The organism is Streptomyces sp. NPDC048255, from assembly GCF_040652415.1.
In the GTDB taxonomy this organism is placed as follows: Bacteria; Actinomycetota; Actinomycetes; order Streptomycetales; family Streptomycetaceae; genus Streptomyces.
The window spans coordinates 42195-66318 of the sequence record NZ_JBEZMA010000030.1 but is presented as its reverse complement, the minus strand read 5'-3'; the positions used below and the strand labels follow the sequence as shown (position 1 = coordinate 66318).

The 24124-nt window shown below is 71.1% G+C and carries 26 protein-coding genes; 16 read left to right on the top strand and 10 right to left on the bottom strand.

Annotated elements, in window-relative coordinates; all coding sequences use genetic code 11:
• Positions 1-174: 174 nt before the first annotated feature.
• From AB0D94_RS23065 to AB0D94_RS23030, 8 genes are all read left to right on the top strand, one after another.
• Positions 175-1221, top strand: a complete 1047-nt coding sequence (locus tag AB0D94_RS23065) for a BMP family ABC transporter substrate-binding protein (RefSeq protein ID WP_362055008.1) — start codon at positions 175-177, stop codon at positions 1219-1221.
• 277 nt (positions 1222-1498) lie between these two features.
• Complete coding sequence (locus tag AB0D94_RS23060) at positions 1499-3133, top strand: ABC transporter ATP-binding protein (protein ID WP_362055043.1); 1635 nt, start codon at positions 1499-1501, stop codon at positions 3131-3133.
• Positions 3130-4245, top strand: a complete 1116-nt coding sequence (locus AB0D94_RS23055; RefSeq protein ID WP_362055006.1) for an ABC transporter permease — start codon at positions 3130-3132, stop codon at positions 4243-4245. Before AB0D94_RS23060 ends, AB0D94_RS23055 begins: the two co-directional genes overlap by 4 nt.
• Positions 4242-5507: an ABC transporter permease gene (locus tag AB0D94_RS23050; protein WP_362055004.1), complete on the top strand. Its 1266-nt coding sequence runs from the start codon at positions 4242-4244 to the stop codon at positions 5505-5507. The genes AB0D94_RS23055 and AB0D94_RS23050 overlap by 4 nt, the downstream gene beginning before the upstream one ends.
• Positions 5504-5911, top strand: coding sequence for a cytidine deaminase (locus tag AB0D94_RS23045; RefSeq protein ID WP_362055002.1), 408 nt, complete (start codon positions 5504-5506; stop codon positions 5909-5911). Before AB0D94_RS23050 ends, AB0D94_RS23045 begins: the two co-directional genes overlap by 4 nt.
• A 90-nt stretch (positions 5912-6001) precedes the next feature.
• Complete coding sequence (locus AB0D94_RS23040) at positions 6002-7279, top strand: thymidine phosphorylase (RefSeq protein ID WP_362055000.1); 1278 nt, start codon at positions 6002-6004, stop codon at positions 7277-7279.
• A gap of 95 nt (positions 7280-7374) precedes the next feature.
• Positions 7375-7965, top strand: coding sequence for a Uma2 family endonuclease (locus AB0D94_RS23035; protein ID WP_362054998.1), 591 nt, complete (start codon positions 7375-7377; stop codon positions 7963-7965).
• A 51-nt stretch (positions 7966-8016) separates the two neighbouring features.
• Positions 8017-8355 (top strand): STAS domain-containing protein, encoded by a 339-nt coding sequence (locus tag AB0D94_RS23030; protein ID WP_362054996.1) that lies wholly within the window; start codon positions 8017-8019, stop codon positions 8353-8355.
• Here the strand turns inward: AB0D94_RS23030 and AB0D94_RS23025 are convergent.
• The 3 genes from AB0D94_RS23025 to AB0D94_RS23015 all read right to left on the bottom strand — a co-directional run bounded on the left by AB0D94_RS23025 (position 8242) and on the right by AB0D94_RS23015 (position 11489).
• Positions 8242-9249: a sigma-70 family RNA polymerase sigma factor gene (locus tag AB0D94_RS23025; protein WP_362054994.1), complete on the bottom strand. Its 1008-nt coding sequence runs from the start codon at positions 9247-9249 to the stop codon at positions 8242-8244. The two genes, AB0D94_RS23030 and AB0D94_RS23025, sit on opposite strands and share 114 nt — an antisense overlap.
• Before the next feature lie 74 nt (positions 9250-9323).
• Positions 9324-10031 (bottom strand): L,D-transpeptidase family protein, encoded by a 708-nt coding sequence (locus tag AB0D94_RS23020; RefSeq protein WP_362054992.1) that lies wholly within the window; start codon positions 10029-10031, stop codon positions 9324-9326.
• Between the two features lie 120 nt (positions 10032-10151).
• Positions 10152-11489 (bottom strand): MFS transporter, encoded by a 1338-nt coding sequence (locus tag AB0D94_RS23015; protein ID WP_362054990.1) that lies wholly within the window; start codon positions 11487-11489, stop codon positions 10152-10154.
• A 98-nt stretch (positions 11490-11587) separates the two neighbouring features.
• On the opposite strand from AB0D94_RS23015, the gene AB0D94_RS23010 reads away from it, so the two are divergent.
• Entirely contained in the window at positions 11588-12526 is a 939-nt protein-coding gene (locus AB0D94_RS23010; protein ID WP_362054988.1) for a LysR family transcriptional regulator, read from the top strand.
• A 45-nt stretch (positions 12527-12571) separates the two neighbouring features.
• On the opposite strand, the gene AB0D94_RS23005 is transcribed toward AB0D94_RS23010, so the two are convergent.
• The gene (locus AB0D94_RS23005) at positions 12572-13597 is read right to left on the bottom strand and encodes a helix-turn-helix transcriptional regulator (protein ID WP_362054986.1); all 1026 of its coding nucleotides are present in this window, start codon (positions 13595-13597) and stop codon (positions 12572-12574) included.
• Between the two features lie 137 nt (positions 13598-13734).
• Here AB0D94_RS23005 and AB0D94_RS23000 point away from each other — a divergent pair, with 137 nt between their 5' ends.
• Positions 13735-14979 carry an ATP-grasp domain-containing protein gene (locus tag AB0D94_RS23000; RefSeq protein WP_362054984.1) on the top strand — a complete coding sequence of 415 codons (1245 nt, stop codon included), beginning with the start codon at positions 13735-13737 and terminating at the stop codon, positions 14977-14979.
• On the opposite strand, the gene AB0D94_RS22995 is transcribed toward AB0D94_RS23000, so the two are convergent.
• Together AB0D94_RS22995 and AB0D94_RS22990 are read right to left on the bottom strand one after the other, a co-directional pair.
• Positions 14955-15326, bottom strand: a complete 372-nt coding sequence (locus AB0D94_RS22995) for a cupin domain-containing protein (RefSeq protein WP_362054982.1) — start codon at positions 15324-15326, stop codon at positions 14955-14957. The two genes, AB0D94_RS23000 and AB0D94_RS22995, sit on opposite strands and share 25 nt — an antisense overlap.
• Positions 15327-15400: 74 nt before the next feature.
• Positions 15401-16123 carry an alpha/beta hydrolase gene (locus AB0D94_RS22990; protein ID WP_362054980.1) on the bottom strand — a complete coding sequence of 241 codons (723 nt, stop codon included), beginning with the start codon at positions 16121-16123 and terminating at the stop codon, positions 15401-15403.
• A 114-nt stretch (positions 16124-16237) separates the two neighbouring features.
• Between AB0D94_RS22990 and AB0D94_RS22985 the strand changes: the two genes are divergently transcribed.
• The 3 genes from AB0D94_RS22985 to AB0D94_RS22975 all read left to right on the top strand — a co-directional run bounded on the left by AB0D94_RS22985 (position 16238) and on the right by AB0D94_RS22975 (position 18689).
• Positions 16238-17386, top strand: a complete 1149-nt coding sequence (locus AB0D94_RS22985) for an adenosine deaminase (protein ID WP_362054978.1) — start codon at positions 16238-16240, stop codon at positions 17384-17386.
• Positions 17387-17525: 139 nt separating this feature from the next.
• Positions 17526-17786 (top strand): hypothetical protein, encoded by a 261-nt coding sequence (locus AB0D94_RS22980; RefSeq protein WP_362054976.1) that lies wholly within the window; start codon positions 17526-17528, stop codon positions 17784-17786.
• Positions 17787-17918: 132 nt separating this feature from the next.
• Positions 17919-18689, top strand: a complete 771-nt coding sequence (locus AB0D94_RS22975) for a hypothetical protein (protein WP_362054974.1) — start codon at positions 17919-17921, stop codon at positions 18687-18689.
• A 34-nt stretch (positions 18690-18723) separates the two neighbouring features.
• Here the strand turns inward: AB0D94_RS22975 and AB0D94_RS22970 are convergent, their stop codons facing one another.
• From AB0D94_RS22970 to AB0D94_RS22955, 4 genes are all read right to left on the bottom strand, one after another.
• A complete protein-coding gene (locus AB0D94_RS22970) occupies positions 18724-18924 on the bottom strand; it encodes a PspC domain-containing protein (RefSeq protein ID WP_266934634.1) in 201 nt (66 codons plus the stop codon).
• 54 nt (positions 18925-18978) lie between these two features.
• Complete coding sequence (locus AB0D94_RS22965) at positions 18979-19551, bottom strand: VanZ family protein (RefSeq protein WP_362054971.1); 573 nt, start codon at positions 19549-19551, stop codon at positions 18979-18981.
• Positions 19552-19633: 82 nt separating this feature from the next.
• Positions 19634-20278: a PH domain-containing protein gene (locus tag AB0D94_RS22960; RefSeq protein WP_362054969.1), complete on the bottom strand. Its 645-nt coding sequence runs from the start codon at positions 20276-20278 to the stop codon at positions 19634-19636.
• 36 nt (positions 20279-20314) lie between these two features.
• Positions 20315-20593: a sortase gene (locus AB0D94_RS22955; protein WP_362054967.1), complete on the bottom strand. Its 279-nt coding sequence runs from the start codon at positions 20591-20593 to the stop codon at positions 20315-20317.
• Positions 20594-20790: 197 nt separating this feature from the next.
• On the opposite strand from AB0D94_RS22955, the gene deoC reads away from it, so the two are divergent.
• Genes deoC through AB0D94_RS22940 form a run of 3 tightly spaced genes read left to right on the top strand, consistent with a single transcriptional unit; the run spans position 20791 to position 24087 of the window.
• Positions 20791-21753 carry a deoxyribose-phosphate aldolase gene (gene deoC, locus AB0D94_RS22950; RefSeq protein WP_362055041.1) on the top strand — a complete coding sequence of 321 codons (963 nt, stop codon included), beginning with the start codon at positions 20791-20793 and terminating at the stop codon, positions 21751-21753.
• A gap of 5 nt (positions 21754-21758) precedes the next feature.
• On the top strand, positions 21759-23195 hold the full coding sequence (locus AB0D94_RS22945) for an aldehyde dehydrogenase family protein (RefSeq protein ID WP_351583692.1): 1437 nt from the start codon (positions 21759-21761) through the stop codon (positions 23193-23195).
• The gene (locus tag AB0D94_RS22940) at positions 23188-24087 is read left to right on the top strand and encodes an aldehyde dehydrogenase family protein (RefSeq protein ID WP_362054964.1); all 900 of its coding nucleotides are present in this window, start codon (positions 23188-23190) and stop codon (positions 24085-24087) included. The genes AB0D94_RS22945 and AB0D94_RS22940 overlap by 8 nt, the downstream gene beginning before the upstream one ends.
• The last annotated feature ends 37 nt before the right edge of the window (positions 24088-24124 follow it).

Here is a 24124-nt window from a genome sequence, read left to right as displayed (position 1 = left end):
CCTTGGTACACAAGGGCTGGACACCTGGAGAGTTACGAATCGGTCACTGTCCGGTTCACGACGATCCGATAACGACTCATGAACGGGCCTTTAACTGACATCTACGCGCGTTACGATCGCCGCGAAACCAGCGCCGGTCGTGGCGCTTCGGTCAGGTTTTGAAGGAGCCTCCCCTTGCGCCGGATCACCAGGATCGCCACCGTGGGCATCGCGTCCGCGGCGCTGGCCCTCTCGGCCACCGCCTGTGGCGGTAAGAAGTCGTCGGACACCGCATCGTCCACGGAGCCCACCGCCGCCATCGCGTACGACGTCGGCGGCCGCGGCGACCAGTCGTTCAACGACGCCGCCTACGCCGGCCTGCAGAAGGCCGAGACCGAGCTGAAGGTCAAGGGCGCCGAGGCGGAGCCCACCGACGGCGAGGGCGAGGCCGACAAGGTCCAGCGCCTCACCGAGCTGGCCCGCAAGGGCAACAACCCGGTCATCGGCGTCGGCTTCGCCTACGCCCCGGCCATCAAGAAGGTCGCGCCGAAGTTCCCGGACACCACGTTCGGCATCATCGACGACACCTCGGTGACCGGCCCCAACATCGCCAACCTCGTGTTCAACGAGGAGCAGGGTTCCTACCTGGCCGGCGTCGCCGCCGCCAAGGTGTCCAAGACCGGCACGGTCGGCTTCATCGGCGGTGTCGAGGTTCCGCTGATCAAGAAGTTCGAGGCGGGCTTCGCGCAGGGCGTCAAGGACACCAACCCGAACGCCAAGGTGCTCTCCCAGTACCTGACGCAGCCCCCGAACTTCGACGGCTTCGCCAAGCCCGACCTCGGCAAGGCCGCCGCGCAGGGTCAGCTCGACGCCGGCGCCGACGTGGTCTACGCGGCCGCCGGCCTGGCCGGCTCGGGCGCCATCGAGGCCGCCTCCGCCAAGGGCAAGTGGGCCATCGGTGTCGACTCCGACCAGTACAACCAGGCCGGTCTGACGAAGTACAAGGACGCCATCCTGACCTCGGTCACCAAGGACGTCTCGGACTCCGTCTACGACCTGATCAAGTCGGTCAAGGACGGCAAGCCGACCACCGGCGAGATCCGCTACGGCCTGGACAAGGACGGCGTCGGCCTGGCCGACTCCAACCCGAAGTACAAGGAGATGACCGACGTCATCGCCGCGGTGGAGAAGGCCAAGGCCGACATCATCGCCAAGAAGATCACCGTCAAGACCGCGCCGTAAGGCCCGTCTGATGTAGTCGTGGTCTCCGGGGTCCGGGAAGCGGTCTCTGCCGCTCCCGGGCCCCGAGCCATGTCCTATGGTGCTTGCTTGTGGCCAGTTGGCCGCAAGTTTTCACTTTCGACAGTGCTACGCGCGTAGAGGCAGGGTGGACGCGATACCGTCCTCCTCCCGCCCACCCGCCCGGCCGATTCCCGCCCTGTCCCTGCCCTGCCTCCAACTCCTTCCGCGCCAAGGAGAGTGCGTCATCAACGCGTCCAGCCCGCCCCCCGCCGTAGAACTGAACGGCATCACCAAGCGCTTCCCCGGCGTCGTCGCCAACAAAGACATCGCGATCACCGTCCGCAAGGGCACGGTCCATGCTCTGATCGGCGAGAACGGCGCCGGCAAGTCGACCCTGATGAAGATCCTCTACGGCATGCAGAAGCCGGACGAGGGCACCATCGCCATCGACGGGGAGCAGGTCTCCTTCACCAGCCCCGGCGACGCCATCGCCCGCGGCATCGGCATGGTGCACCAGCACTTCATGCTGGCCGACAACCTCACCGTCCTGGAGAACGTGGTTCTCGGCGGCGAGAAGCTCTACGGCATCGGTGCCAAGGCCCGTAGGAAGATCAAGGAGATCTCCGACGCCTACGGCCTCGGGGTGCGCCCCGACGCCCTCGTCGAGGACCTCGGTGTCGCCGACCGCCAGCGCGTGGAGATCCTCAAGGTCCTGTACCGCGGTGCGAAGATCCTCATCCTCGACGAGCCGACCGCCGTGCTCGTGCCGCAGGAGGTGGACGCGCTCTTCGACAACCTGCGCGAGCTCAAGGCCGAGGGCCTGACCGTCATCTTCATCTCGCACAAGCTGGGCGAGGTGCTGAAGGTCGCCGACGACATCACCGTCATCCGGCGCGGCACCACGGTCGGCACCGCCGACCCGAAGACCGCCACCACCAAGCAGCTCGCGGAGCTGATGGTCGGCGCGGAGCTGCCCTCGCCGGAGACCCGCGAGTCGACCGTGACCGACGTGCCGATGCTGAAGGTGGAGGGTCTGACCGTCGTCGCGGACGGAGCCGTCACCGCCGAGCCGGAGACCCTGGCGCCCGCGGCCCCGGAGGACTCCGCCATCCACGAGAAGGCCGAGATCGGCCGCCTCCTGCTGGACGGCATCACCTTCACCATCCACAAGGGCGAGATCCTCGGCATCGCCGGCGTCGAGGGCAACGGCCAGACCGAGCTGATCGAAGCCCTCATGGGCATGAGCTCCGCCGACGCGGGCGTGATCACGCTGGACGGCCTGGACATCACCAAGGCCCCGGTGCGCAAGCGCCGCGAGGGCGGCATCGGGTACATCCCCGAGGACCGTCACCGCCACGGCCTGCTGCTGGAGTCCCCGCTGTGGGAGAACCGCATCCTCGGCCACGTCACCGAGTCCCCCAACTCCAAGCGCGGCATCCTCGACCCGAAGGCCGCCCGCAAGGACACCGAGCGGATCGTGCGCGAGTACGACGTCCGCACGCCCGGCATCGAGGTCACCGCGGCCTCGCTCTCCGGCGGCAACCAGCAGAAGCTGATCGTCGGCCGCGAGATGAGCCACAACCCGAAGTTCCTGATCGCCGCCCACCCCACCCGTGGCGTGGACGTCGGCGCGCAGGCTCAGATCTGGGACGCGATCCGCGAGGCCCGCCGCGAGGGCCTGGCCGTGCTCCTGATCTCCGCCGACCTGGACGAGCTCATCGGCCTGTCCGACACCCTGCGCGTCATCTACCGCGGCCGCCTGGTCGCGGACGCCGACCCCGCGACCGTCACCCCCGAGGAGCTCGGCACCGCCATGACGGGCGCCGCCTCCGGGCACCTGGAAGCAACCGACAACCACTCCGCCGACGGTACCGACGCGGGTACCGGCTCCACGGAGGACGAGGCCCGATGAAGAAAATCGACAAGGACCGGCTGCTCCTCGGCCTGGCCGGGCCCGTGCTCGCGCTGGTCAGCGCCTTCCTGCTGACCGTGGTCGTACTGGCCGCGACGGGCATCGACCCGATCGAGCCGCTGCGCCTGATGGTGGAGAACGCCGGCTACGAGGACGTCCAGGTCCTCATCGTGAACCAGGCCGGCACGTACTACCTGGCAGCCCTGGCCGTGGCCATCGGCTTCCGGATGAACCTCTTCAACATCGGCGTCGACGGCCAGTACCGCCTCGCGGCGATGCTCTCCGCCGTGGTGGGTGCGGCCGTGACCCTGCCGGGCCCGCTGCACCTGCTGCTGATCATCCTCGTGGCGATGCTCGTCGGTGCCTTCTGGTCCGGCATCGCCGGTGTCCTCAAGGCCAAGCGCGGGGTGAGCGAGGTCGTCTCCACGATCATGCTGAACGCCATCGCGACCAGCCTGATCGCCTGGCTGATCCTGACGAAGAACCTCGGCGTCCAGCTGGAGGGCTCCAACGACCTGACGACCGGCGACATCGCCGAGTCGGGCTGGTTCCCGTCCGTGTCCATCGGCGACGGGCTGGAGATCTACGGCTTCACCTTCGTGGCCTTCGCCCTCGGCATCGTCTACTGGTTCACGCTCAACCGCACCCGGTTCGGCTTCGACCTGCGCGCCACCGGCGCCAGTGAGTCCGCCGCCCAGGCCTCGGGCGTCGACTCCAAGAAGATGATCATCACCGCGATGCTCATCTCCGGCGCGGTCGCCGGTCTCGCCGGCATGCCGCAGCTGCTGGGCGAGACGCACACCTACAACCTGGCCTTCCCGGTCGGTGTCGGCTTCACCGGCATCACCATCGCGCTCCTCGGCCGCAACAGCCCGGTCGGCATCCTCTTCGCCGCGCTCCTGATGGCCTTCATCGACAAGGCCTCGGCCTCGCTCGACCAGGCCGGGTTCGCGAAGGAGATCGGCACGATCATGAAGGGCCTGATCGTGATCGCGGTCGTCGTCTCGTACGAACTCGTCCGCCGTTACGGCATCCGGCGCCAGCAGCAGAAGGTCGGCGAGGAGCTCGCCGCCGGGCACGCCATCAAGACCGACAAGGAGGTCGCGGCGTGAGCACCAGCACTGTCTCCGCGACGGCCGCCGCCCCGAAGAAGTCCGGCGGCCGCAAGAAGCTCACCCTGCCCTGGATCATGCTGATCATCGCGGGCGGTCTCGCGCTGGTCTCGCTGGTCCGCCTGATCAGCGGCGCCGACGACCTGACCTCGGTCGGCCAGGTCTCCGGCGCCCTCTCGCTCGCCGTGCCGATCGGCCTCGCCGGCCTCGGCGGTCTGTGGGCCGAGCGTGCGGGCGTCGTCAACATCGGCCTCGAAGGCATGATGATCCTCGGCACCTGGTTCGGTGCCTGGGCCGGCTACCAGTGGGGTCCGTGGACCGGCGTGCTCGTCGGCATCGCGGGCGGCGCCGTCGGCGGCCTGCTGCACGCGATCATCACCGTGACCTTCAACGTGAACCACATCGTCTCCGGTGTGGCCATCAACATCCTGGCGCTGGGCTTCACCCAGTACCTGTCGAACTTCACCTTCGCCGAGGCGCCGGGCGGCTCCTCCAAGCAGTCGCCGCAGGTCGAGCCGATCTACAAGATCACCGTGCCAGGGCTGTCCGACTGGATGTCCGACCTCCAGGGCAAGCACTGGTTCTTCGTCTCGGACCTGGCCGGCGTCATCGGCGGCCTGGTCACCGAGCTGTCGCTGCTGACCGTCGTCGCCCTGCTGCTGATCCCGGGCACCTGGTGGGTGCTGTGGCGCACCACCTTCGGTCTGCGGCTGCGCTCCTGCGGTGAGAACCCCATCGCCGCCGAGTCCCTGGGCGTCAACGTCTACAAGTACAAGTACATCGCCGTGGTCGTCTCGGGCGCCCTGGCGGGCCTCGGCGGCGTGTACCTGTCCGAGGTCGCCAGCCCGATCTACCAGGAGGGCCAGACCGGCGGCCGCGGCTACATCGGCCTCGCCGCGATGATCTTCGGCAACTGGATGCCGGGCGGCATGGCGCTCGGCGCGGGCCTGTTCGGCTTCATCGACAGCCTCAAGCTGCGCGGTGGCGCCACCAACGTCCACGCGATGCTGCTGCTGATCGCGATCCTGCTGGTGCTCGTCTGCGCCTGGCAGCTGTACAAGAAGAAGTACCTCCAGGCCGGCATCTCGGCGGTCTGCGCCGCCCTGCTGTTCGTCTGGTACGTGCTCACCGACTCGGTGCCGAGCCAGTTCGTGGACGCGGCCCCGTACGTCACCACCCTGCTCGTGCTCGCCCTGTCGGCGCAGCGCCTGCGGATGCCCAAGGCGGACGGCATGCCGTACCGCAAGGGCCAGGGCAAGTGACGAGCCCGGTACCGGTTCCGGCCGTGGACTGGGAAGCCCTGCGTACGGCGGCCCGGGACGCCATGTCCCACGCCTACGCGCCCTACTCGGGCTTCCCGGTCGGAGTCGCCGCCCTGGTGGACGACGGGCGCGTCGTGACCGGCTGCAACGTCGAGAACGCGAGCTACGGGCTGGGCCTTTGCGCGGAGTGCGGACTGGTCTCCTCGCTCCAGGCCACGGGCGGCGGCCGGCTCACGCACTTCACGTGCGTGGACGGCAAGGGCGAGATCCTCGTCCCCTGCGGGCGCTGCCGCCAGCTGCTGTACGAATTCGGCGGTCCGGAACTGCTGGTGGAGACCCCGGACGGGATCCTTCCGCTGGCGGCCATGCTGCCGCAGGCCTTCGGGCCCGACCACCTGAGATAGCCGTGCCGACGGCCCTTCGCCCCCTGCCGGGCGGAGGGCCGTCGTCTTCTCCACAATCCCTCTCTCTATGCGCGTAGAAGGAAGCACCTCATGGACGTCATCTCCGTCATCCGGACCAAGCGGGACCGCGGCGAGCTGAGCCCCGAGCAGATCGACTGGGTCATCGACGCGTACACGCGCGGTGTCGTCGCCGACGAGCAGATGTCGGCGCTGGCGATGGCCATCCTGCTGAACGGGATGAACCGGGCCGAGATCGCCCGCTGGACCGCCGCGATGATCGCGTCCGGCGAGCGCATGAACTTCGACTCGCTCTCCCGCCCGACCGCCGACAAGCACTCCACCGGCGGCGTCGGCGACAAGATCACCCTCCCGCTGGCCCCGCTGGTCGCCGCGTGCGGCGCGGCCGTGCCGCAGCTGTCGGGCCGCGGCCTGGGCCACACCGGCGGCACCCTCGACAAGCTGGAGTCCATCCCCGGCTGGCGCGCCCTGCTCTCCAACGAGGAGATGCTGCACGTCCTGGACACCACGGGCGCGGTCATCTGCGCCGCGGGCGACGGCCTGGCCCCGGCCGACAAGAAGCTGTACGCCCTGCGCGACGTGACGGGCACGGTCGAGGCCATCCCGCTGATCGCCTCCTCGATCATGTCGAAGAAGATCGCCGAGGGTACGGGCTCCCTGGTGCTGGACGTCAAGGTCGGCACCGGCGCCTTCATGAAGAACATCGAGGACGCGCGCGAGCTGGCGCGGACCATGGTGGGCCTCGGCACCGACTCGGGCGTCAAGACCGTCGCGCTGCTCACCGACATGTCCACCCCGCTCGGCCTCACCGCGGGCAACGCGCTGGAGATCCGCGAGTCCGTCGAGGTCCTGGCCGGCGGCGGCCCCTCGGACGTCGTCGAACTGACCCTGGCCCTGGCCCGGGAGATGCTGGACGCGGCGGGCATCAAGGACGCGGACCCGGCGAAGGCCCTGGCCGACGGTTCGGCCATGGACGTGTGGCGCCGGATGATCGCGGCCCAGGGCGGCGACCCGGACGCGGCGCTCCCGGTCGCGCGCGAGCAGCACGTGGTGACGGCCTCCGCCTCGGGCGTCCTGACCCGCCTCGACGCGTACGCGGTCGGCGTCGGCGCCTGGCGCCTGGGCGCGGGCCGCGCCCGCAAGGAGGACCCGGTCCAGGCGGGCGCGGGCATCGAGCTGCACGCGAAGCCGGGCGACACGGTGACCGCGGGCCAGCCGCTGATGACCCTGCACACCGACACCCCGGAGAAGTTCGACTACGCCCTCGCCTCGCTGGAGGGCTCGTACGACGTCGCCCCGGCCGGCACGGCGTTCTCCGCCACGCCGATCGTCCTGGACCGCATCGCCTGACCTGCACCCACTCGTTTGGCTGAACGGGATCGGTGGACGCCCACCGGTCCCGTTCTGCATGCTGGGATCGGTGCCAACAGCATGAGGAGCACACCATGAGCGCACTCACCGTCCAGCACGAGCCGGTCAGCGGCGACAGCTGGGAGGGCCTCGTCCGTCTCTGGGAGGAGACGGACGCGCCGGAGGGCTGCAAGGTGGAGATCATCGAGGGGATCGTCACCGTGGCACCACCGCCCGTCAACCACCACAACTACATCGCGGTCAAGGTGCAACGTGCCGTGATGTCGGCGCTCCCCGACGGCTGGGAGGTGTATCAGACCCTTTATGTAGCGATCCCGTCCCGTGAAGGGCTGTACATCCCGGATCTGGTGGTCGTACCCGACGAAGTGGTCCTTGAGGGAGGGAAGTTCGTCCCGGCCACCGTTGCGGAACTGGCGGTCGAGGTCACGTCGAAGTCGAACGCCTCCAATGACCGTGTCGCCAAACTCGCCGGATATGCCCAGGCCGCTGTCCCGCTCTACCTGCTGATCGACGCGTACGCCACCGGTGGTCCCACCGTCACCCTGTACGGCGAGCCGAAGGGCGGGCTCTACCGCGTTTTGCAGGCAGGAAAATTCGGTGAGCCCCTCCGCCTGCCCGCGCCCTTCGACGTCGAGATCGACACGTCCATCTTCCCCACCCCCTGAGGTGACTTCCCGGCGCCGATGAGTTCCGGGCGGTGGGGGAGTCATCCCCTCGTGGAGATCCAACGACTCGTGCTGCCCGGCCCCGCCCCGACCGTCCAGGACGTCGCGCGGCTGTGTGATCGGCTGGCCCGGCTCTACGCGGACGGGGCCGCGGCGGTGGTGTGCGACGCCGGGCCGGTCACCGCGCCGGACCTGGCCGTTGTGGAACTCCTCGCGCGGCTGCGGCTGACCGCCCGCGGGCGGGGCGGGCTCACCGTCACCGGGGCGTCCCCGCCCTTACGCGCCCTGCTGGACCTCGTAGGTCTCGTCGAGCTGCTCGGGGAGGCCGAAGAGCGGGAACCACCGGTCCGTGTCCAGGAAGGCATTGAGCCCGACGATCTTGCCCTCTGAGATCTCCAGGACCTGGAGGGCCCACGGCGTGTGGCCCTTCCCCGACTGCGCCGGCCGGTACTGGCCGAAGGCCGGCAGGCCGTTCGCCGTCGTCGGGACCAGGCGGGAGCCCTTGCAGCCGATGCCCTGGTTCAGGTGCCAGGCCGCGATGTCCGCATGGCCCTGGAGCCACAGGTCGAACGGCGGCATCGACAGCACCGCGTCCTCGTGCAGCAGCGTGGTCAGCCGGGAGATGTCGTACGCCTCGAAGGCCGCGAGGTACTGCTCCAGCAGCTTGGCCTGCTCCGCGTCCAGCGGGTCCGCCGGATCGCTCTCGCGCAGGGACTGCCCGGCCAGGGTGGCCCGCGCCCGCTGGAGCGCGCTGTTCACCGAGGCCACCGTGGTCTCCAGGAGCTGCGCGACCTCGTCGGCCTTCCAGGCCAGCACCTCGCGCAGGATGAGCACGGCCCGCTGCTTCGCCGGAAGGTGCTGGAGGGCCGCCACGAACGCCAGCCGTACGGATTCCTTCGCGAGGGCCATCTCCGCCGGGTCGGCGGTCTGCGGGAGCACCCGGCCGTCCGGCACCGGCTCCAGCCAGGTCACCTCGGGCCGCTCGCTCAGCACCGCGGAGGCCTGGTGCTGCGCGGCGCTCAGGTCCATCGGCCGGGCCCGCTTGTTCCCGGCGCTCAGCAGGTCCAGGCAGACGTTGGTGGCGATCCGGTACAGCCACGAGCGCAGCGAGGATCGGCCCTCGAACTTCTCATGGGCGCGCCAGGCCCGGATGTAGGTGTCCTGCACCGCGTCCTCGGCGTCGAAGGAGGAGCCGAGCATCCGGTAGCAGTAGCCGGTGAGCTCGACGCGGTAGCGGTCCATCGCCGCATCCAGGTCCAGTGAATGACTTCGCGACACACTCATGGCTGCCGTTCCCCCAGATAGGTCCGATACCCCGGAAACTACCGGAGGGGTACGACAACGGCAGCCGGAAAGGATTACGTGCCCGGCTTGCGGCCGTAGACGTAGACGTCCTCGCCGTTGCCGAGCAGGTTCCAGTAGGCCTTGGCGTCGGCCGGGCGCATGTTCACGCAACCGCCGGAACCGGGCGGGTTCCACATGCTCTTGGTGGTGGAGTGGAAGGCGATGCCGCCGTCGAAGAACTGGGAGTACGGCATCGCCACGTCGTAGATCGTCGACCAGTGGTTGATGCTGCGGTAGTAGATCTTCTTCAGGCCGGTCCGGGTCTCGGTGCCGTCCTTGCCGGTGCGCACCGGGACCGGGCCGTACTTGAGGGCCGCCCCGTCCTGGATCCAGGTCAGCTGCCGCGTCAGGTCGACACAGGCGATCCGCCCCCGGTTCGTGGGGCACGCGCCGTCCCGGTTGGGGGTGGTGCCGGCCGCCCGCTGGGCGAGCATCGTGCTCATGGTCTGCCAGGTCAGCGGGCCGGCGTAGCCCAGGGTCGGGGTGATCCCGTGGCTCGCCTGGAAGGACCGGATGGCGGTGCAGTCGGCCGCCGACTGCTTCCCGTCCGCCGGCCGTCCCAGGAACTGCTCCACCTGCCGCTGGTACGGGCCGGTGCTGAGGTTGCAGGACGCGGCCTGCGCCGTGCCGCCCCCGGCCACCACCAGCGGCAGGGCGAGCGCCACCGCCCCGCCGAACACCACCGCCGCCCGCCGCCCGGCGCGTATGCCTGTCGCATCCATTCGGTCCTCCCCCTGCTCGCCTGTGCGTCCGCGTTGGCGTCTGAGTACGCGTCTGCGTCCTCGGGGGTTCAATGCCCGCAAACCGAGCGGGGATTACCTGCGCGGCAGGCGTAGTTTTCGTCAGCGTGCGGCGACGGCACGTGCCATCGGGCTCCGCTGCGCGCGGGCCGCGCGGGACCCGTACAGCGTGATCGACACGACGCCGAGCACGGCGAGCAGGGCGATGCCCACCGTGGCCGCCCACCCGGCCGAGTGGTACGCGAGCGCGCCCAGGGTGCCGCCCGCGCTGGAGCCGAGGTAGTACGCCGACTGGTAGAGCGCGGAGGCCTGCGCCCGGCCCGTCTTCGCCGTGCGGCTCACCGCGGCGGAGGCCACGGCGTGGCCCGCGAAGAAGCCCGCCGTGATCAGGACCAGGCCGAGGACGATCGCGGCCAGCGAGTCGGACAGCGACAGCAGCAGCCCGAGCGCGGTGGTGGTCACCGCCAGGTACAGCGCGCCGCGCCGCCCGGCGCGGGCCACCAGCCGGCCGGCGGCGGCCGAGGAGACCGTACCGACCAGGTAGATCAGGAAGATCGACCCGATCACGCCCTGCCCGAGGGAGAAGGGCTCGTCCACCAGCCGGTAGCCGATGACGGTGTACACGGCGCCGAAGACGGTCATGAACAGCGCGCCGATCCCGTACAGGCGCAGCAGCAGCGGATCGCGCAGGTGCCCGGCGACGGTACGGCCCACCGACCGCGGGCTCAGCGAGGCGGGGCGGAAGAACCGCGCCCGGGGTAGCAGCACCAGGAAGGCCACCGCGCAGGCCAGCGCCAGCAGCCCGACGGACAGCAGGCCCATCCGCCAGCCGCCCAGCTGTGCCGCCCAGCCGGTGACGAGGCGGCCGCTCATGCCGCCGATGGAGTTTCCCGCGACGAACAGGCCGATCGCGCCGACCAGTGCCTTCGGCTTGACCTCCTCCGCCAGGTAGGCCATCGCGGAGGCCGGGATCCCGGCGATCGCCGCGCCCTGGAGGGCGCGCAGCGCGACCAGCCACTCCAGGTTCGGCGCGAACGGCACCAGCAGGCCGACGCCGACGGCCACGACCATCGACCAGGTCATCATCCGGGTCCGGCCGAAGCGTTCGGACAGTGCGCTGAGCGGCAGGACGAACAGGGCGAGGGCGCCGGTGGCCGCGGACACCGTCCAGCTGGCCTGACCCGCCGTCACCCCGAAGCCGTCGGAGATCGCGGGCAGCAGCGCCTGGGTGGAGTAGAGGAGGGCGAAGGTCGCGAGTCCGGCGGCGAAGAGCGCGAGGCTCATCCGGCGGTAGCCGGGGCGGCCGGGCTCCCGGCCCTCGGGCGCGGGGTCCGCGGGGGCCGACGGGCCCTGGGGTGACGGGCCCTGGGCGGGCGCGGTCGGGAACGACGGGGTGGAGGCACCCGGGATGACGGGTGCCCCGGTATGAGCGGGAGGCATACGTCGACGGTAGGCCCGGCTTTTTGATGCGTCCAATGCATGGAATTGCGATAATCGATCCACTCGTGCATCACCACAGCTCAGGGCGGCGTGTGTCAATGAACCGTTACGAAGAAGACATGGCCGTGACATCTCTGCTGGCCCCGCGACTCGCGTACTTCGCCGCGGTCGCCCGGCACGAGCACGTCACTCGCGCCGCGCAGGAATTGGGCGTTCCGCAGTCCACGCTCTCCCGGGCCATGGTCCGCCTCGAACACGACCTCGGCGTCACGCTGTTCGCCCGCAAGGGCCGCACCGTCGCCCTCACCACCGCGGGCCGCACCTTCCTCGCCTCGGCCGAACTGGCCCTGGACGGGATCGCCCGCGCCGCCGAGTCCGTCCAGCAGGACGCCGACCCCGCCTCCGGCAAGGTGGCCTTCGGCTTCCTCCACACCCTGGGCTCCGAGACCGTACCCGGCCTGATCCGCGCCTTCCGCGCCGACCACCCGCGCGTGCGCTTCTCCCTCGTCCAGAACTACGGCGAAGCCATGCTGGAGCGGCTGCGCGCCGGGGAGCTCGACCTCTGCCTCACCTCGCCGCTCCCGGTCGCCCCCGACCTGGTGGCCCGCCGCCTCGACGAACAGCGGCTGCGGCTGGTCGTCCCCGACGACCACCGCCTCGCCGGCCGCAAGCGCATCCGCCTCGCCGAGGCCGCCGAGGAGACCTTCGTGACCCTGGAGCCGGGCTACGGGCTGCGCCGCATCACCGACGACCTGTGCGCGGAGGCCGGTTTCACGCCCCGCGTCGCCTTCGAGGGCGAGGAGGCCGAGACCCTGCGCGGCCTGGTCGCCGCCGGACTCGGCGTGGCCCTGCTCCCGCCCCCGGCCGTGGCCCGCCCGGGCGTGGTCGAGCTGACGGTCACCGCCCCGCGTGCGGTCCGCGAGATCGGCGTGGCCTGGCTCGACGGCCACCCCGACACCCCTCCGGTGGCGGAGTTCAAGCGTTTCCTGCTCTCCAGGCGAGGCCGCCTGATCGATTCCACCCTCGCCGGCGTTTGAGGCGCGGGGTCCGGGGCGGAGCCCCAGGTCCGGGCGCAGCCCGGCTCACGCCTCCGGCGGCGCCGGGCCGGGGGACGGGGCCGAGCCGGGGGACGGGGCCAGCAAGTACCCTGCCTGAAAACGGGACTTCGCCCCCACGGCCCGCATGATCTCGGCGATGTGCCGCTGGCAGGTCCGCTCCGACATGCCCAGCCGCCGAGCGATCACCTTGTCCTCCAGACCCTCCGACAGCAGCCGGACGATCGTCTGCCGCAGCTCGTCGGAGATCGACCGGGCCGCCTCCGGGCTCACCGTCGTCGGAAAGGGCTCCGCCCCCAGCCACGACCGCTCGAAGGCCTCCGTCATGAAGTGCACGATGTTCGGCTCCCGCACCACCAGCGCCGCCCCGCTGCGGTCCGGCACCCCCATCAGCCCGGTGTGCCGGTCGAAGATCAGCATCCGCATCAGCCCGTCGCCCAGCGTCCGCACCCGCGCGCCCAGCGCCGTCACCCGCTCCACGTACGCCGCCGTGGGCCGCGAGTACCGCGCCGTGTGCTGGTAGATCGTCCGCATCCGGACCCCGCGCGCCAGCAGCGTCTCGTCGCGCCCGATCGACTCCTCCAGCGTCTCCAGCGGCCGGCCCCCGCCGGGCTGCGAGGTCAGCAGCTCCTCCCCGCACGACGCGACCAGCTCCGCGATCAGCGCCCGTACCGCCCCCAGGTCGGTGACCAGCTCCAGGCGCCCTGACCCGCTCAGGTCCCGGTGCGCGGTCCCCGCCTCGTACGCGGGCACCAGCGCCTCCAGCCGCCCCCGCAGCCGGTCCATCTCCTCGTGGGTCTCCCGTACGAGCACGGCCAGCGGGGCCAGCGCCCGGGCGGCAGCCGCCCGGGGGGCCACGGCACTCCACTGCTCCGGCCCGCCGCCCGGGGCCCGCTGGAGCAGGTGGGCGGCGGCCAGCTCGGTGACCGCGGCTGCCGCGCGCACGCCCAGGGCCTCCGTGGCCTCCGCGGTGTCGAAGGCGTGCCGCTCGACGGCGTACGCGTAGAGGCGTCGGGCCGCCGGACTCAGTTCCCCGGCTTCATCGGCTGGCATATGCGTATTCGTCCCGGCCTGTGTCTGTTTATAAACCCCTCGTGTTCCCGCAAGGCGGCAAGACGATGCCTGCCCGGACGGTATCCGCATATGCCGAAGAGGCACAGTGGCAGCACGGCGTGGAGGGGGAGCGCGGTATGGGGCAGCGGACAGCCGGACCGGGGCGGGGGCCCGTGGCCGTCCTGCTGAGCCCGCGACCCGCCGTGCTGGCGGCCGCCCGCCGTGCGGGCGCGCGCACCGTGGTGGTCGCGCCGGGTCCACCCGTGCCGTCCGACCGTGAGGGGGCGGAGCGGCGGGTACGGACGGACTGGCGCGACCACCGCCGCCTGGTCGAGGCCCTCGGCCCGCTGGAGGAGGTCCGGGCCGGCCGCGCCGCCGTCTTCGGCTTCACCGCCGCCGCGGCCCTCTCCGCCGCCCGCGCCAACGAGGAACTCGGCCTGCCCGGCACGCCCACCGCCGCCGTCACCGCCCTCATGGACAAGGCGGCCATGCGCGCCCGCTCCAACGCCCTGCACCCCGGCCGGCCCGTCTCCTTCGCCCGCTGCGGACGCGCCGCACTGATCCCCTTCCTCGCCGCCCTCATCGGCTACCCCTGCGTCGTCAAACCCCGCGCGGGCGCCGACGGCGAGGGGGTGTGCCTGGTGCGCGACGCCGCCGAGGCCCGGCGTGCGGCCCGCTGCTACCCCGAGGTCACCGACCTCCTCGTCGAGGAACTGCTCGAAGGGCCCGAACTCACCGTGGAGGCCCTCTCCGAGGCCGGCCGCCACCGCATCCTCGGCTGGGCCCGCCGGCGGACCGGCCCCGGCCTCACCACGACCGGCCACGACCTGCCCGTGGCGCTGGAGACGGGAACCGCCGAGGCCGTACGGGCCCTCGTACGCGGTGTCCTCGACCTCGCCGGACACCGCGACGGCCCCTCCCACACCGAGGTCGTCCTCACGGCGCGCGGCCCCCGCCTCGTGGAGGCCCGCGCCCGTCCCGGCGGCGAGGAGGTCGTGCGGCTGCTCCGGCTCGCCCACGGCACCGACGTGCTCGCCCTCGCCCTGGCCGCCGGGCTCGGCCTGCCCGCTCCGGCGCGCATCCCGCGCGCCGTGCACGCCGGGCTGCGGTACGTGGACTTCCCGCCCGGCCGGCGCCTCGACGGGGTCCGGCCGGGGCTCGCCGCGGCCCGCGCCGTGCCGGGCGTGGTCCGGGTCCAGCTGGAGGTGCCGGCGCACGCCACGGTCCGCCGCGCCCCGACGGGCGGGCTGCATCACGCGTACGTCCTGGCGACGGGCCCGACGGCGGGCTCCCTGGCCCGCACCCTGGACCGGGCCGCCGGCCTGCTCGGGCAGGACCCGGCGGGGCGGCGGAGCCGTCAGCCGGAGACCGGCTTCGCGTAGTTGCCGTAACCGGTCCAGTCCAGTACGACGCACTGTTCGTCGCCCAGCACCCAGGCGTCGTGCCCGGGCTCGATCTGGATGAAGTCGCCGGGGCCGATCTCCAGGCTGTCCCCGTCGTTCATGACGACCTTCAGGCGGCCGCTCACGACGTATCCCGTGTGGGCGGACTCGCAGCTGTCCGTACCGGCCAGCGGCTTGATGTGCTCCGACCACTTCCATCCCGGCTCGAAGACGGCCCGGCCGACGGATCCGCCGTCCGTCTCCACCAGGTCCAGCCTGCCCTTGCCGCCCTCGAACGGACGGGTCTCGTCCGGCTTGTCGAAGTTCTTCGACACCAGGCCAGCCATGCTCATCGCCTCCGTGGGATAAGCCCCGAGTCCTCGCTCTTTCACCATACGCGCGGGCGGCCGGACGCCGCCCGTCACCGCCGCAGCGACTGCCCGAAGCCGGAGGCCAGCGGCATCCGCAGACCCAGCGGCGGCGGCGCCGCGAGCGCGTCGGTCACCGGCCGCGAGTAGTGCCCCGAGAACACCGCCCCGAGGACGAAGTCCACCGCCAGGGCCACCACTTCCGGCTGGTGCTCGCGCAGCCCGTGCCCGTCCGAATGCACCTCGAAGCGGCACGTCGAGCGGTTCGCCTTCTTCGCCCGCGCCGCCAGCCGGAAGGATTCCTCAGGGTCACTCCTGGCGTCGTTCGTGCCGTGCACGATGAGGACCTGCCGCCCCGACAGCTGTTTCACCGGTTCAGGCGACGGGTCGCCGGTCTCCTCGGCTAAGCAAGGGGCCATGGCCACGACCGAGTTGACGGCTTCGTGGCCGGCGGCCCGCAGCGCGGCCAGGCCCCCCGCGCCGTACCCGGCCAGGCACACCGGAACGTCGCCGTACCGCCGGACCGCCTCGGCCACCGCCCAGGCCGCCTGTTCCTCCCGGGGGGCGTCCCCGCCGTGCACGACGGCGTGCGTGACCAGCCCTTGTGCCCCGCCGGCCCGGGCCAGTGCCCGCCCCAGCGGGCGCACCGGACCGGGCGGGAATCTGGACGCCCCGGGGAGCAGGAGGACCACACCACTGACTGTCGAGCCCGAGCCGATCGCGCCGGCCGCCCGCCCCAGGCGGGCCCCGCGCGCCGGCGGCGCATGCTGTGCCATGGCGGAACAGTCTCAGACGCCGAGGTGTACGCCATCCGTCCGCGCGGTCACTGTTACATAACCGGGGTCACCGCAGGCACCCAGCTCTACGCGCGTAGGAGTTAGAGTGCGCAGATGACGAGCGAGACCCCTAACCTGCCGACCCCGGATCAGATCCGCCGCTCCCCGAAGGTGCTGCTGCACGATCACCTCGACGGCGGCCTGCGCCCCGGGACCATCATCGAACTGGCCCGCGAGGCCGGCTACGAGAACCTCCCCGAGACCGACGCCGACAAGCTCGGCATCTGGTTCCGGGAAGCCGCCGACTCCGGCTCCCTCCCGCGCTACCTGGAGACCTTCGCGCACACCTGCGCGGTCATGCAGACGAAGGCGGCCCTGACCCGGGTCGCCGCCGAGTGCGCCGAGGACCTGGCCGAGGACGGCGTCGTGTACGCCGAGATCCGCTACGCCCCCGAGCAGCACCTCGAAGCGGGCCTGACCCTCGAAGAGGTCGTCGAGGCCGTGAACGACGGCTTCCGCGAGGGCGAGCGTCGCGCGAAGGCCAACGGCCACCGCATCCGCGTCGGCGCCCTGCTCACCGCGATGCGCCACGCCGCGCGCGCCCTGGAGATCGCGGAGCTGGCCAACCGCTACCGCGACAACGGCGTCGTCGGCTTCGACATCGCCGGCGCCGAGGCCGGGTTCCCTCCCACCCGCCACCTCGACGCCTTCGAGTACCTCAAGCGCGAGAACAACCACTTCACGATCCACGCGGGCGAGGCCTTCGGCCTGCCGTCGATCTGGCAGGCCCTTCAGTGGTGCGGCGCCGACCGCCTCGGTCACGGCGTGAAGATCATCGACGACATCGAGGTCGCCGCCGACGGTTCCGTGAAGCTGGGCCGCCTGGCCTCGTACGTCCGCGACAAGCGCATCCCCCTGGAGATGTGCCCGACCTCGAACCTGCAGACGGCCGCTGCCGCCTCGTACGCCGAGCACCCGATCGGTCTGCTGCGGAAGCTGCACTTCAGGCTCACCGTCAACACCGACAACCGGCTGATGAGCGGCACCAGCATGAGCCGCGAGTTCGAGCACCTGGTCGACACCTTCGGCTACTCGCTCGACGACATGCAGTGGTTCACCGTCAATGCGATGAAGTCCGCGTTCATTCCTTTCGATGAACGACTGGCCATGATCAACGAGGTGATCAAGCCGGGTTACGCGGAGCTGAAGTCGGAGTGGCTTTTCCAGCAGACGGCTTCCACCAGCGGTTCTGTCTCGGTGTAGGCCAAGGCATGACATACGGAGAGCGCCCGGGAGGAGCAATTCCCGGGCGCTTTCTCGTATTTAAGGATGTTTGCGGGCCGGGGTTTGAAGTGACTAGTTTGCGGAGCCGCCCAATTCCCCGTCGCAAGGACACGTTTTCATGAAGCAGTCAGCTGCCAAGACCCTCGGTGCCGCCGTTCTCGGTGCCGCCTTTGCCGTCGCCGCCGCCGGTACCGCCTCGGCCGCCGTCCCCGCCGTCGGACTGACCGACGCGCTGGGCACCGCCACCGGCGCGGTCCAGGGCCTCACCAGCCAGCAGCAGACGGGCGCCGAGGAGGGCCAGCAGTCGAGCGACCCCACCTCTCAGGTCACCGGCCTGCTGAACCCGATCACCGGTGGTCTGAACGGTCTCGGCGGCTGACGCTGCCGCGACACGAACGCGCGAGCGGCGGGCGCACGTCTCTTCGACGAGGTGTGTGTCCCGCCGCACCGTGTGTCACGATCACCACCAACTGCCCGCCGACGCACTGGGTATGAGGTTTCGGTCATGCGCATGAAGGCACGAGCGACCTGGGTCGCGATGCTCCCCGCCCTGCTGTTCACGGCCGTGGGGTGCGGTGGCACGGACAGCGCCGACAGTGCCCCGCCGGGCAGGTCCCCCGACCCCAAGGGCTCCCTGGCGGCTTCCCCGGGCGCGCCCGGTGCCCCGGCGCCCTCCGCCGGTTCGGCCGGAGCGGCCACGCCGAAGTCCGGCGGCACCAGGCTGGAGCGGTCCGCACTGGAACAGGGCGACCTGGCCGACTACCAGGTCTCCGCCCAGGGCAAGAACCCGAACGCCCCCAGCGGCCAGCCGCAGGCGGACCGCAAGGCCTGCCAGCCCCTGGCCGACATCATGGGCGACAAGCCCGACCCGGCCGCGCGCGAGACCGTCGACCGGGGCATCGGCTCCCGGAAGCAGGTCGGGCTCGCCATCTCCGCCTCCGTCAGCTCCTACGCCGAGAGCGACGCCAAGGCGCTGATCGCCCGGCTCAAGGCGGCCGTCGCGGCCTGCGCCACGGGGTTCTCCGCCACCGTCGAGAAGCAGACCGCCGGCTACCGCGACGTACGCTCCGCCGAGTACACGACGGACGGCGACGAGAGCGTCAGCTGGACCACGACCGCGACCGCGACGGGCGTCTCCGCCCCGGTGCACCTGGTCGTCGTACGCGAGGGCGACACCGTCGTACGGCTGATGGCCGTCAATGTGGCTGCGGCCCAGCAGAAGGCGCAGGTGCCGCAGGAAGTGGCCGACAAGCAGCTGGAAAAGGTCCGGCGGGCCGGCTGAGCGGGCGGCCCGGACCGGTCCGGGCAGCCCGGTCCTACCAGGCGGTGGAGGCGGACTTCTCGTTCGGCAGGAGCAGCCACAGTGCCAGGTAGATCAGGAACTGCGGGCCGGGCAGCAGGCACGACACCACGAAGATGACGCGCATCGTGTTCGCGGACATTCCGAAACGGCGCGCCAGGCCGGCGCAGACTCCGCCGATCCATCGTCCGTCACGGGGGCGGGCAAGGGCGCTCATGGCTTCTCCTTCGTCGGGATCGCTGTTTTGAGGACCAGTACTGCTTGCGATGCCTCAATACTCCCGCTGAACCGCCGACAGGACCTCGGTCCAGGGGCCGAGCCCGACCCTGGAAATTCTCGGGGTGTGCCCCTGATAAACCGGGTGTGAACGCCGTAGCCGGGCCCGCAGGACCGGTACGACGGCCACGTGCGCGAGCACCACCCCCACCGTGTTCAGCAGGACCGAGTCCACATCGACGACCCGGCCCGGGACCGCGCTCTGGAGCATCTCGATGCTCAGCGAGATCAGCACGACCGCGGCGGCGGTCCGCACGAGCGAGGACCAGGCGGTCAGCGGGGACGGCGCCAGCCGGCCACCGACCAGCGGCAGCAGCACCCCCAGCGGGGCGAGCAGCGCCAGCCCCTCCCCGATCCGCCGGGCGGCCCCCAGCGGACCGTAGGCGAGGTCCGCCCTGATGCCCTCCAGCGGGGTCAGATTGGCCGCCGCCGCCCAGGGCACGTCCAGGGGCCGCAGGGTCAGCCACCCCACGACGAGGAGATGGGCGGCCAGCAGGGCCCCGGCCAGGAGCCGGAGCCGCAGGGGGATGGCGTTGGCGGCGCTGCCGCCGGCCTCAAGACGCTGCACACCTGCGAGGACGCGCCTGGCGGTAGCCCTGGTTCCGCCCGGACGGGTGTGTGGCGGGGAGCACGTGGGGGAGCGGGGCAGGTCAGCCCGTCGCGAGGAGCACGGTCAGCAGCAGGACTCCGGCCACGGCGGGCACGATCACCTCGTAGGACCAGCGCACGCTCACGCTGCCCTGGGCGCCGGGCCGCGAGGCGCCGCGCTCGGCCAGTCCCTGGAGCTCGTCCGCGATCCGGTCCGCGGATGCCCGCTGCGGCTCCGCCGGTACGGGGGACTTCGCCTCCGGGGCGGCCTGGTCCCGGCCGCCCGTGCGCCCACCGCCCCTGAGCTGCTGCTTGTTCACCTTCTTGCGCTCCCGAAGGGACACGGGCACCGCCCAGAGCTGGTACTTCGACCCCTCGGCCAGCGCCTCCACGGAGTACCCGGAGCGCACGGCGTCCACGGCCGCCCAGGGCAGCTCGATGATCCGGAAGGGGTTCCGTACGCGCATCCGGTCGTCATTGGCGAAGACGGCCGGGCGGATCGTGAACGCCACGACCAGCGGTACCAGGAACAGGGCCGCCGCCAGCGAGATCCAGGGCGTGTCGCCCGAGCCGCGCAGCACGCCGTCCCCGCACAGCCAGGCGAGCAGCGCGAGCATCAGCACCCCTGAGACCACGCCCATGGAGGAGCGGTAGACGCGGTCGTCGTAGACCGGTTCACCGGTCGGCTGCTGCTGCTGGCTGCTCATGTGGTCGATTCTGCCCCACTGCGCCGCCTGGGCGTATCAGCCGACGAGATCGGCGTACAGGGTGACGTTGTCGGGCCGGTGGCCGTCCGTGATGCGGTCCCCGCAGGTGATGACGCGCAGCTCGGGGCGCGCGGTGTCCCCGTACACCTTGTCGGTGGGGAACGCCTTCTTGTCGACCTGCTCCAGCTCCCGGACCCGGAAGACGGCCGCGCCGCCGTCGGCCCGGGAGACGGTGATCTCGTCGCCGGGGCGGACCTTCGAGACGTCTTTGAGGACGGCCGGGCCCCGCGCGGTGTCGAAGTGGCCGATCAGCACGGCGGGGCCGGTCTCGCCGGGGGTGACGCCCTTGGTGTACCAGCCGATCTTCCCGGCGTCCGCGGTCGCGTCCGGCGCCGCCGGGGTGGTGGCGGAGCCGCAGCCGGGTAACAGGGAGTGGAAGTGTCGATTCCATAGCGGATCCGGGGGAGGGGGTGACAGGTCGCTACGCGCGTAGATATGCTCATCTGGTGACCATGCCCACCACCCTCACCGCATTCGCTGACGTGACGACGTCCGACAGCGCGCTGCGCCGCTTCCTGCACGGGCTGCCCGGCGTAGACGCCGTCGGCCTGGAGGCCCGCGCGGCCGCCCTCGGCACCCGTTCGATCAAGACGACGGCCAAGGCGTACGCCATCGATCTGGCCATCTCCATGATCGACCTGACGACGCTGGAAGGCGCGGACACCCCGGGCAAGGTCCGGGCGCTCTCCGCCAAGGCCGTCAACCCCGATCCGACCGACCGGACCACGCCGATGACGGCCGCCGTCTGCGTGTACCCCGACATGGTGGCCACCGCCAAGGCGGCGCTGAACGGCGCCGACGTCAAGGTGGCCTCCGTCGCCACGGCGTTCCCCGCCGGCCGCGCGGCGCTGCCCGTCAAGCTCGCGGACACGGCCGACGCCGTCGCCGCCGGCGCCGACGAGATCGACATGGTCATCGACCGTGGCGCATTCCTCGCCGGCCGCTACCTGGAGACGTACGAGCTGATCAAGGCCATCAAGGAGGCCTGCGTCCGCCCCGACGGCTCCGCGGCCCGCCTCAAGGTCATCTTCGAGACCGGCGAGCTGTCGACCTACGACAACATCCGCCGCGCCTCCTGGATCGGCATGCTCGCGGGCGCCGACTTCATCAAGACCTCCACCGGCAAGGTGGGCGTCAACGCCACCCCCGCCAACACCCTGCTCATGCTCGAAGCCGTCCGCGACTTCAAGGAGCAGACTGGAATCCAGATCGGCGTGAAGCCGGCCGGCGGCATCCGGACCACCAAGGACGCGATCAAGTTCCTGGTCCTGGTCAACGAGACCGTGGGCGAGGACTGGCTGAGCAACCACTGGTTCCGCTTCGGCGCCTCCAGCCTGCTCAACGACCTGCTGATGCAGCGCCAGAAGCTGAGCACCGGCCGTTACTCCGGTCCCGACTACGTGACGGTGGACTGATCACCATGGCATCTGTATTCGAGTACGCACCGGCTCCCGAGTCCCGCTCGGTCGTCGACATCGCCCCCTCCTACGGGCTCTTCATCGACGGCGAGTTCACCGACGCCGCCGACGGCAGGGTCTTCAAGACCGTCTCGCCGAGCAGCGAAGAGGTCCTGGCCGAGGTCGCCCAGGCGGGCGCCGCCGACGTGGACCGTGCCGTGAAGGCCGCCCGCAAGGCCTTCGAGAAGTGGTCCGCGCTGCCCGGCTCCGAGCGCGCCAAGTACCTCTTCCGCATCGCCCGGATCATCCAGGAGCGCAGCCGCGAGCTCGCCGTCCTGGAGACCCTCGACAACGGCAAGCCGATCAAGGAGACCCGCGACGCGGACCTCCCGCTGGTCGCCGCGCACTTCTTCTACTACGCGGGCTGGGCCGACAAGCTCGACCACGCGGGCTACGGCGCCAACCCCCGCCCGCTGGGTGTGGCGGGCCAGGTCATCCCCTGGAACTTCCCCCTCCTGATGCTGGCGTGGAAGATCGCCCCCGCGCTCGCCACCGGCAACACCGTCGTCCTGAAGCCCGCCGAGACCACGCCCCTGTCGGCGCTGTTCTTCGCGGACATCTGCCGCCAGGCCGGGCTGCCCAAGGGCGTCGTCAACATCCTCACCGGGTACGGGGACGCGGGCGCGGCCCTCGTCGAGCACCCGGACGTGAACAAGGTCGCCTTCACCGGCTCGACGGCCGTGGGCAAGAAGATCGCCCGCCACGTCGCCGGCACCGACAAGAAGGTCACCCTGGAGCTGGGCGGCAAGGGCGCCAACATCGTCTTCGACGACGCCCCGATCGACCAGGCCGTCGAGGGCATCGTCAACGGCATCTTCTTCAACCAGGGCCAGGTCTGCTGCGCGGGCTCGCGCCTGCTGGTCCAGGAGTCGATCCACGACGAGCTGCTGGACAGCCTCAAGCGCCGCCTGTCGACGCTGCGCCTGGGCGACCCGCTCGACAAGAACACCGACATCGGCGCGATCAATTCCGCCGAGCAGCTCGCCCGGATCACCGCGCTCGCGGAGACCGGCGAGGCCGAGGGCGCCGAGCGCTGGTCCCCGGCGTGCGAGCTGCCGTCCGCCGGCTACTGGTTCGCCCCGACGCTCTTCACGAACGTCACCCAGGCGCACACCGTCGCCCGCGACGAGATCTTCGGCCCGGTGCTGTCCGTGCTGACCTTCCGTACGCCCGACGAAGCCGTCGCCAAGGCCAACAACAGCCAGTACGGCCTGTCCGCCGGTATCTGGACGGAGAAGGGATCGCGCATCCTCGCGGTCGCGAACAAGCTCCGTGCGGGTGTCGTCTGGGCCAACACGTTCAACAAGTTCGACCCGACCTCGCCCTTCGGCGGCTACAAGGAGTCGGGCTTCGGGCGCGAAGGCGGCCGTCACGGCCTGGAGGGCTACCTCGATGTCTGAGTCTTCTGCGACGCGTCTGAGCGTCTTCAAGACCTACAAGCTGTACGTCGGGGGCAAGTTCCCCCGCTCCGAGAGCGGCCGGGTGTACGAGGTGAGCGACTCCAAGGGCAAGTGGCTGGCCAACGCCCCGCTGTCCTCCCGCAAGGACGCCCGTGACGCGGTCGTCGCCGCCCGCAAGGCCTTCGGCGGCTGGTCGGGCGCGACCGCGTACAACCGCGGCCAGATCCTCTACCGCATCGCCGAGATGCTGGAGGGCCGCCGGGACCAGTTCGTCCGCGAGGTCGGCGAGGCCGAGGGGCTGTCGAAGTCCAAGGCCGGCGCCGTCGTCGACGCGGCGATCGACCGCTGGGTCTGGTACGCGGGCTGGACCGACAAGATCGGCCAGATCGTGGGCGGGGCCAACCCGGTCGCGGGCCCGTTCTTCAACCTCTCCACCCCCGAGCCGACCGGTGTGGTCACGGTCGTGGCCCCGCAGGACTCGTCCTTCCTCGGCCTGATCTCCGTGGTCGCCCCGGTGATCGCGACCGGCAACACCGTCGTCGTGATCGCCTCGGAGAAGTCCCCGCTGCCGGCCCTGTCCCTGGGCGAGGTGCTCGCCACCTCCGACCTGCCCGGTGGCGTGGTCAACATCCTGTCCGGCAAGGCCGCCGAGATGGGCCCGCACCTGGCGTCCCACCAGGACGTCAACGCGATCGACCTGGCGGGCGCCGGCACGGCGCTGGCCAAGGAGCTGGAGATCGCGGCGGCCGACAACCTCAAGCGCGTCCTGCGTCCACAGCCTGTGGACGACTGGAGCGCCGACCCGGGCACGCACCGCATGACCGCGTTCCTGGAGACCAAGACGGTCTGGCACCCGACGGGTTCGCTGGGCTCGGGCGGGTCCTCGTACTAGTCCTCGTACGGGAAGACCCCCGTGAACCGGCCCCGGC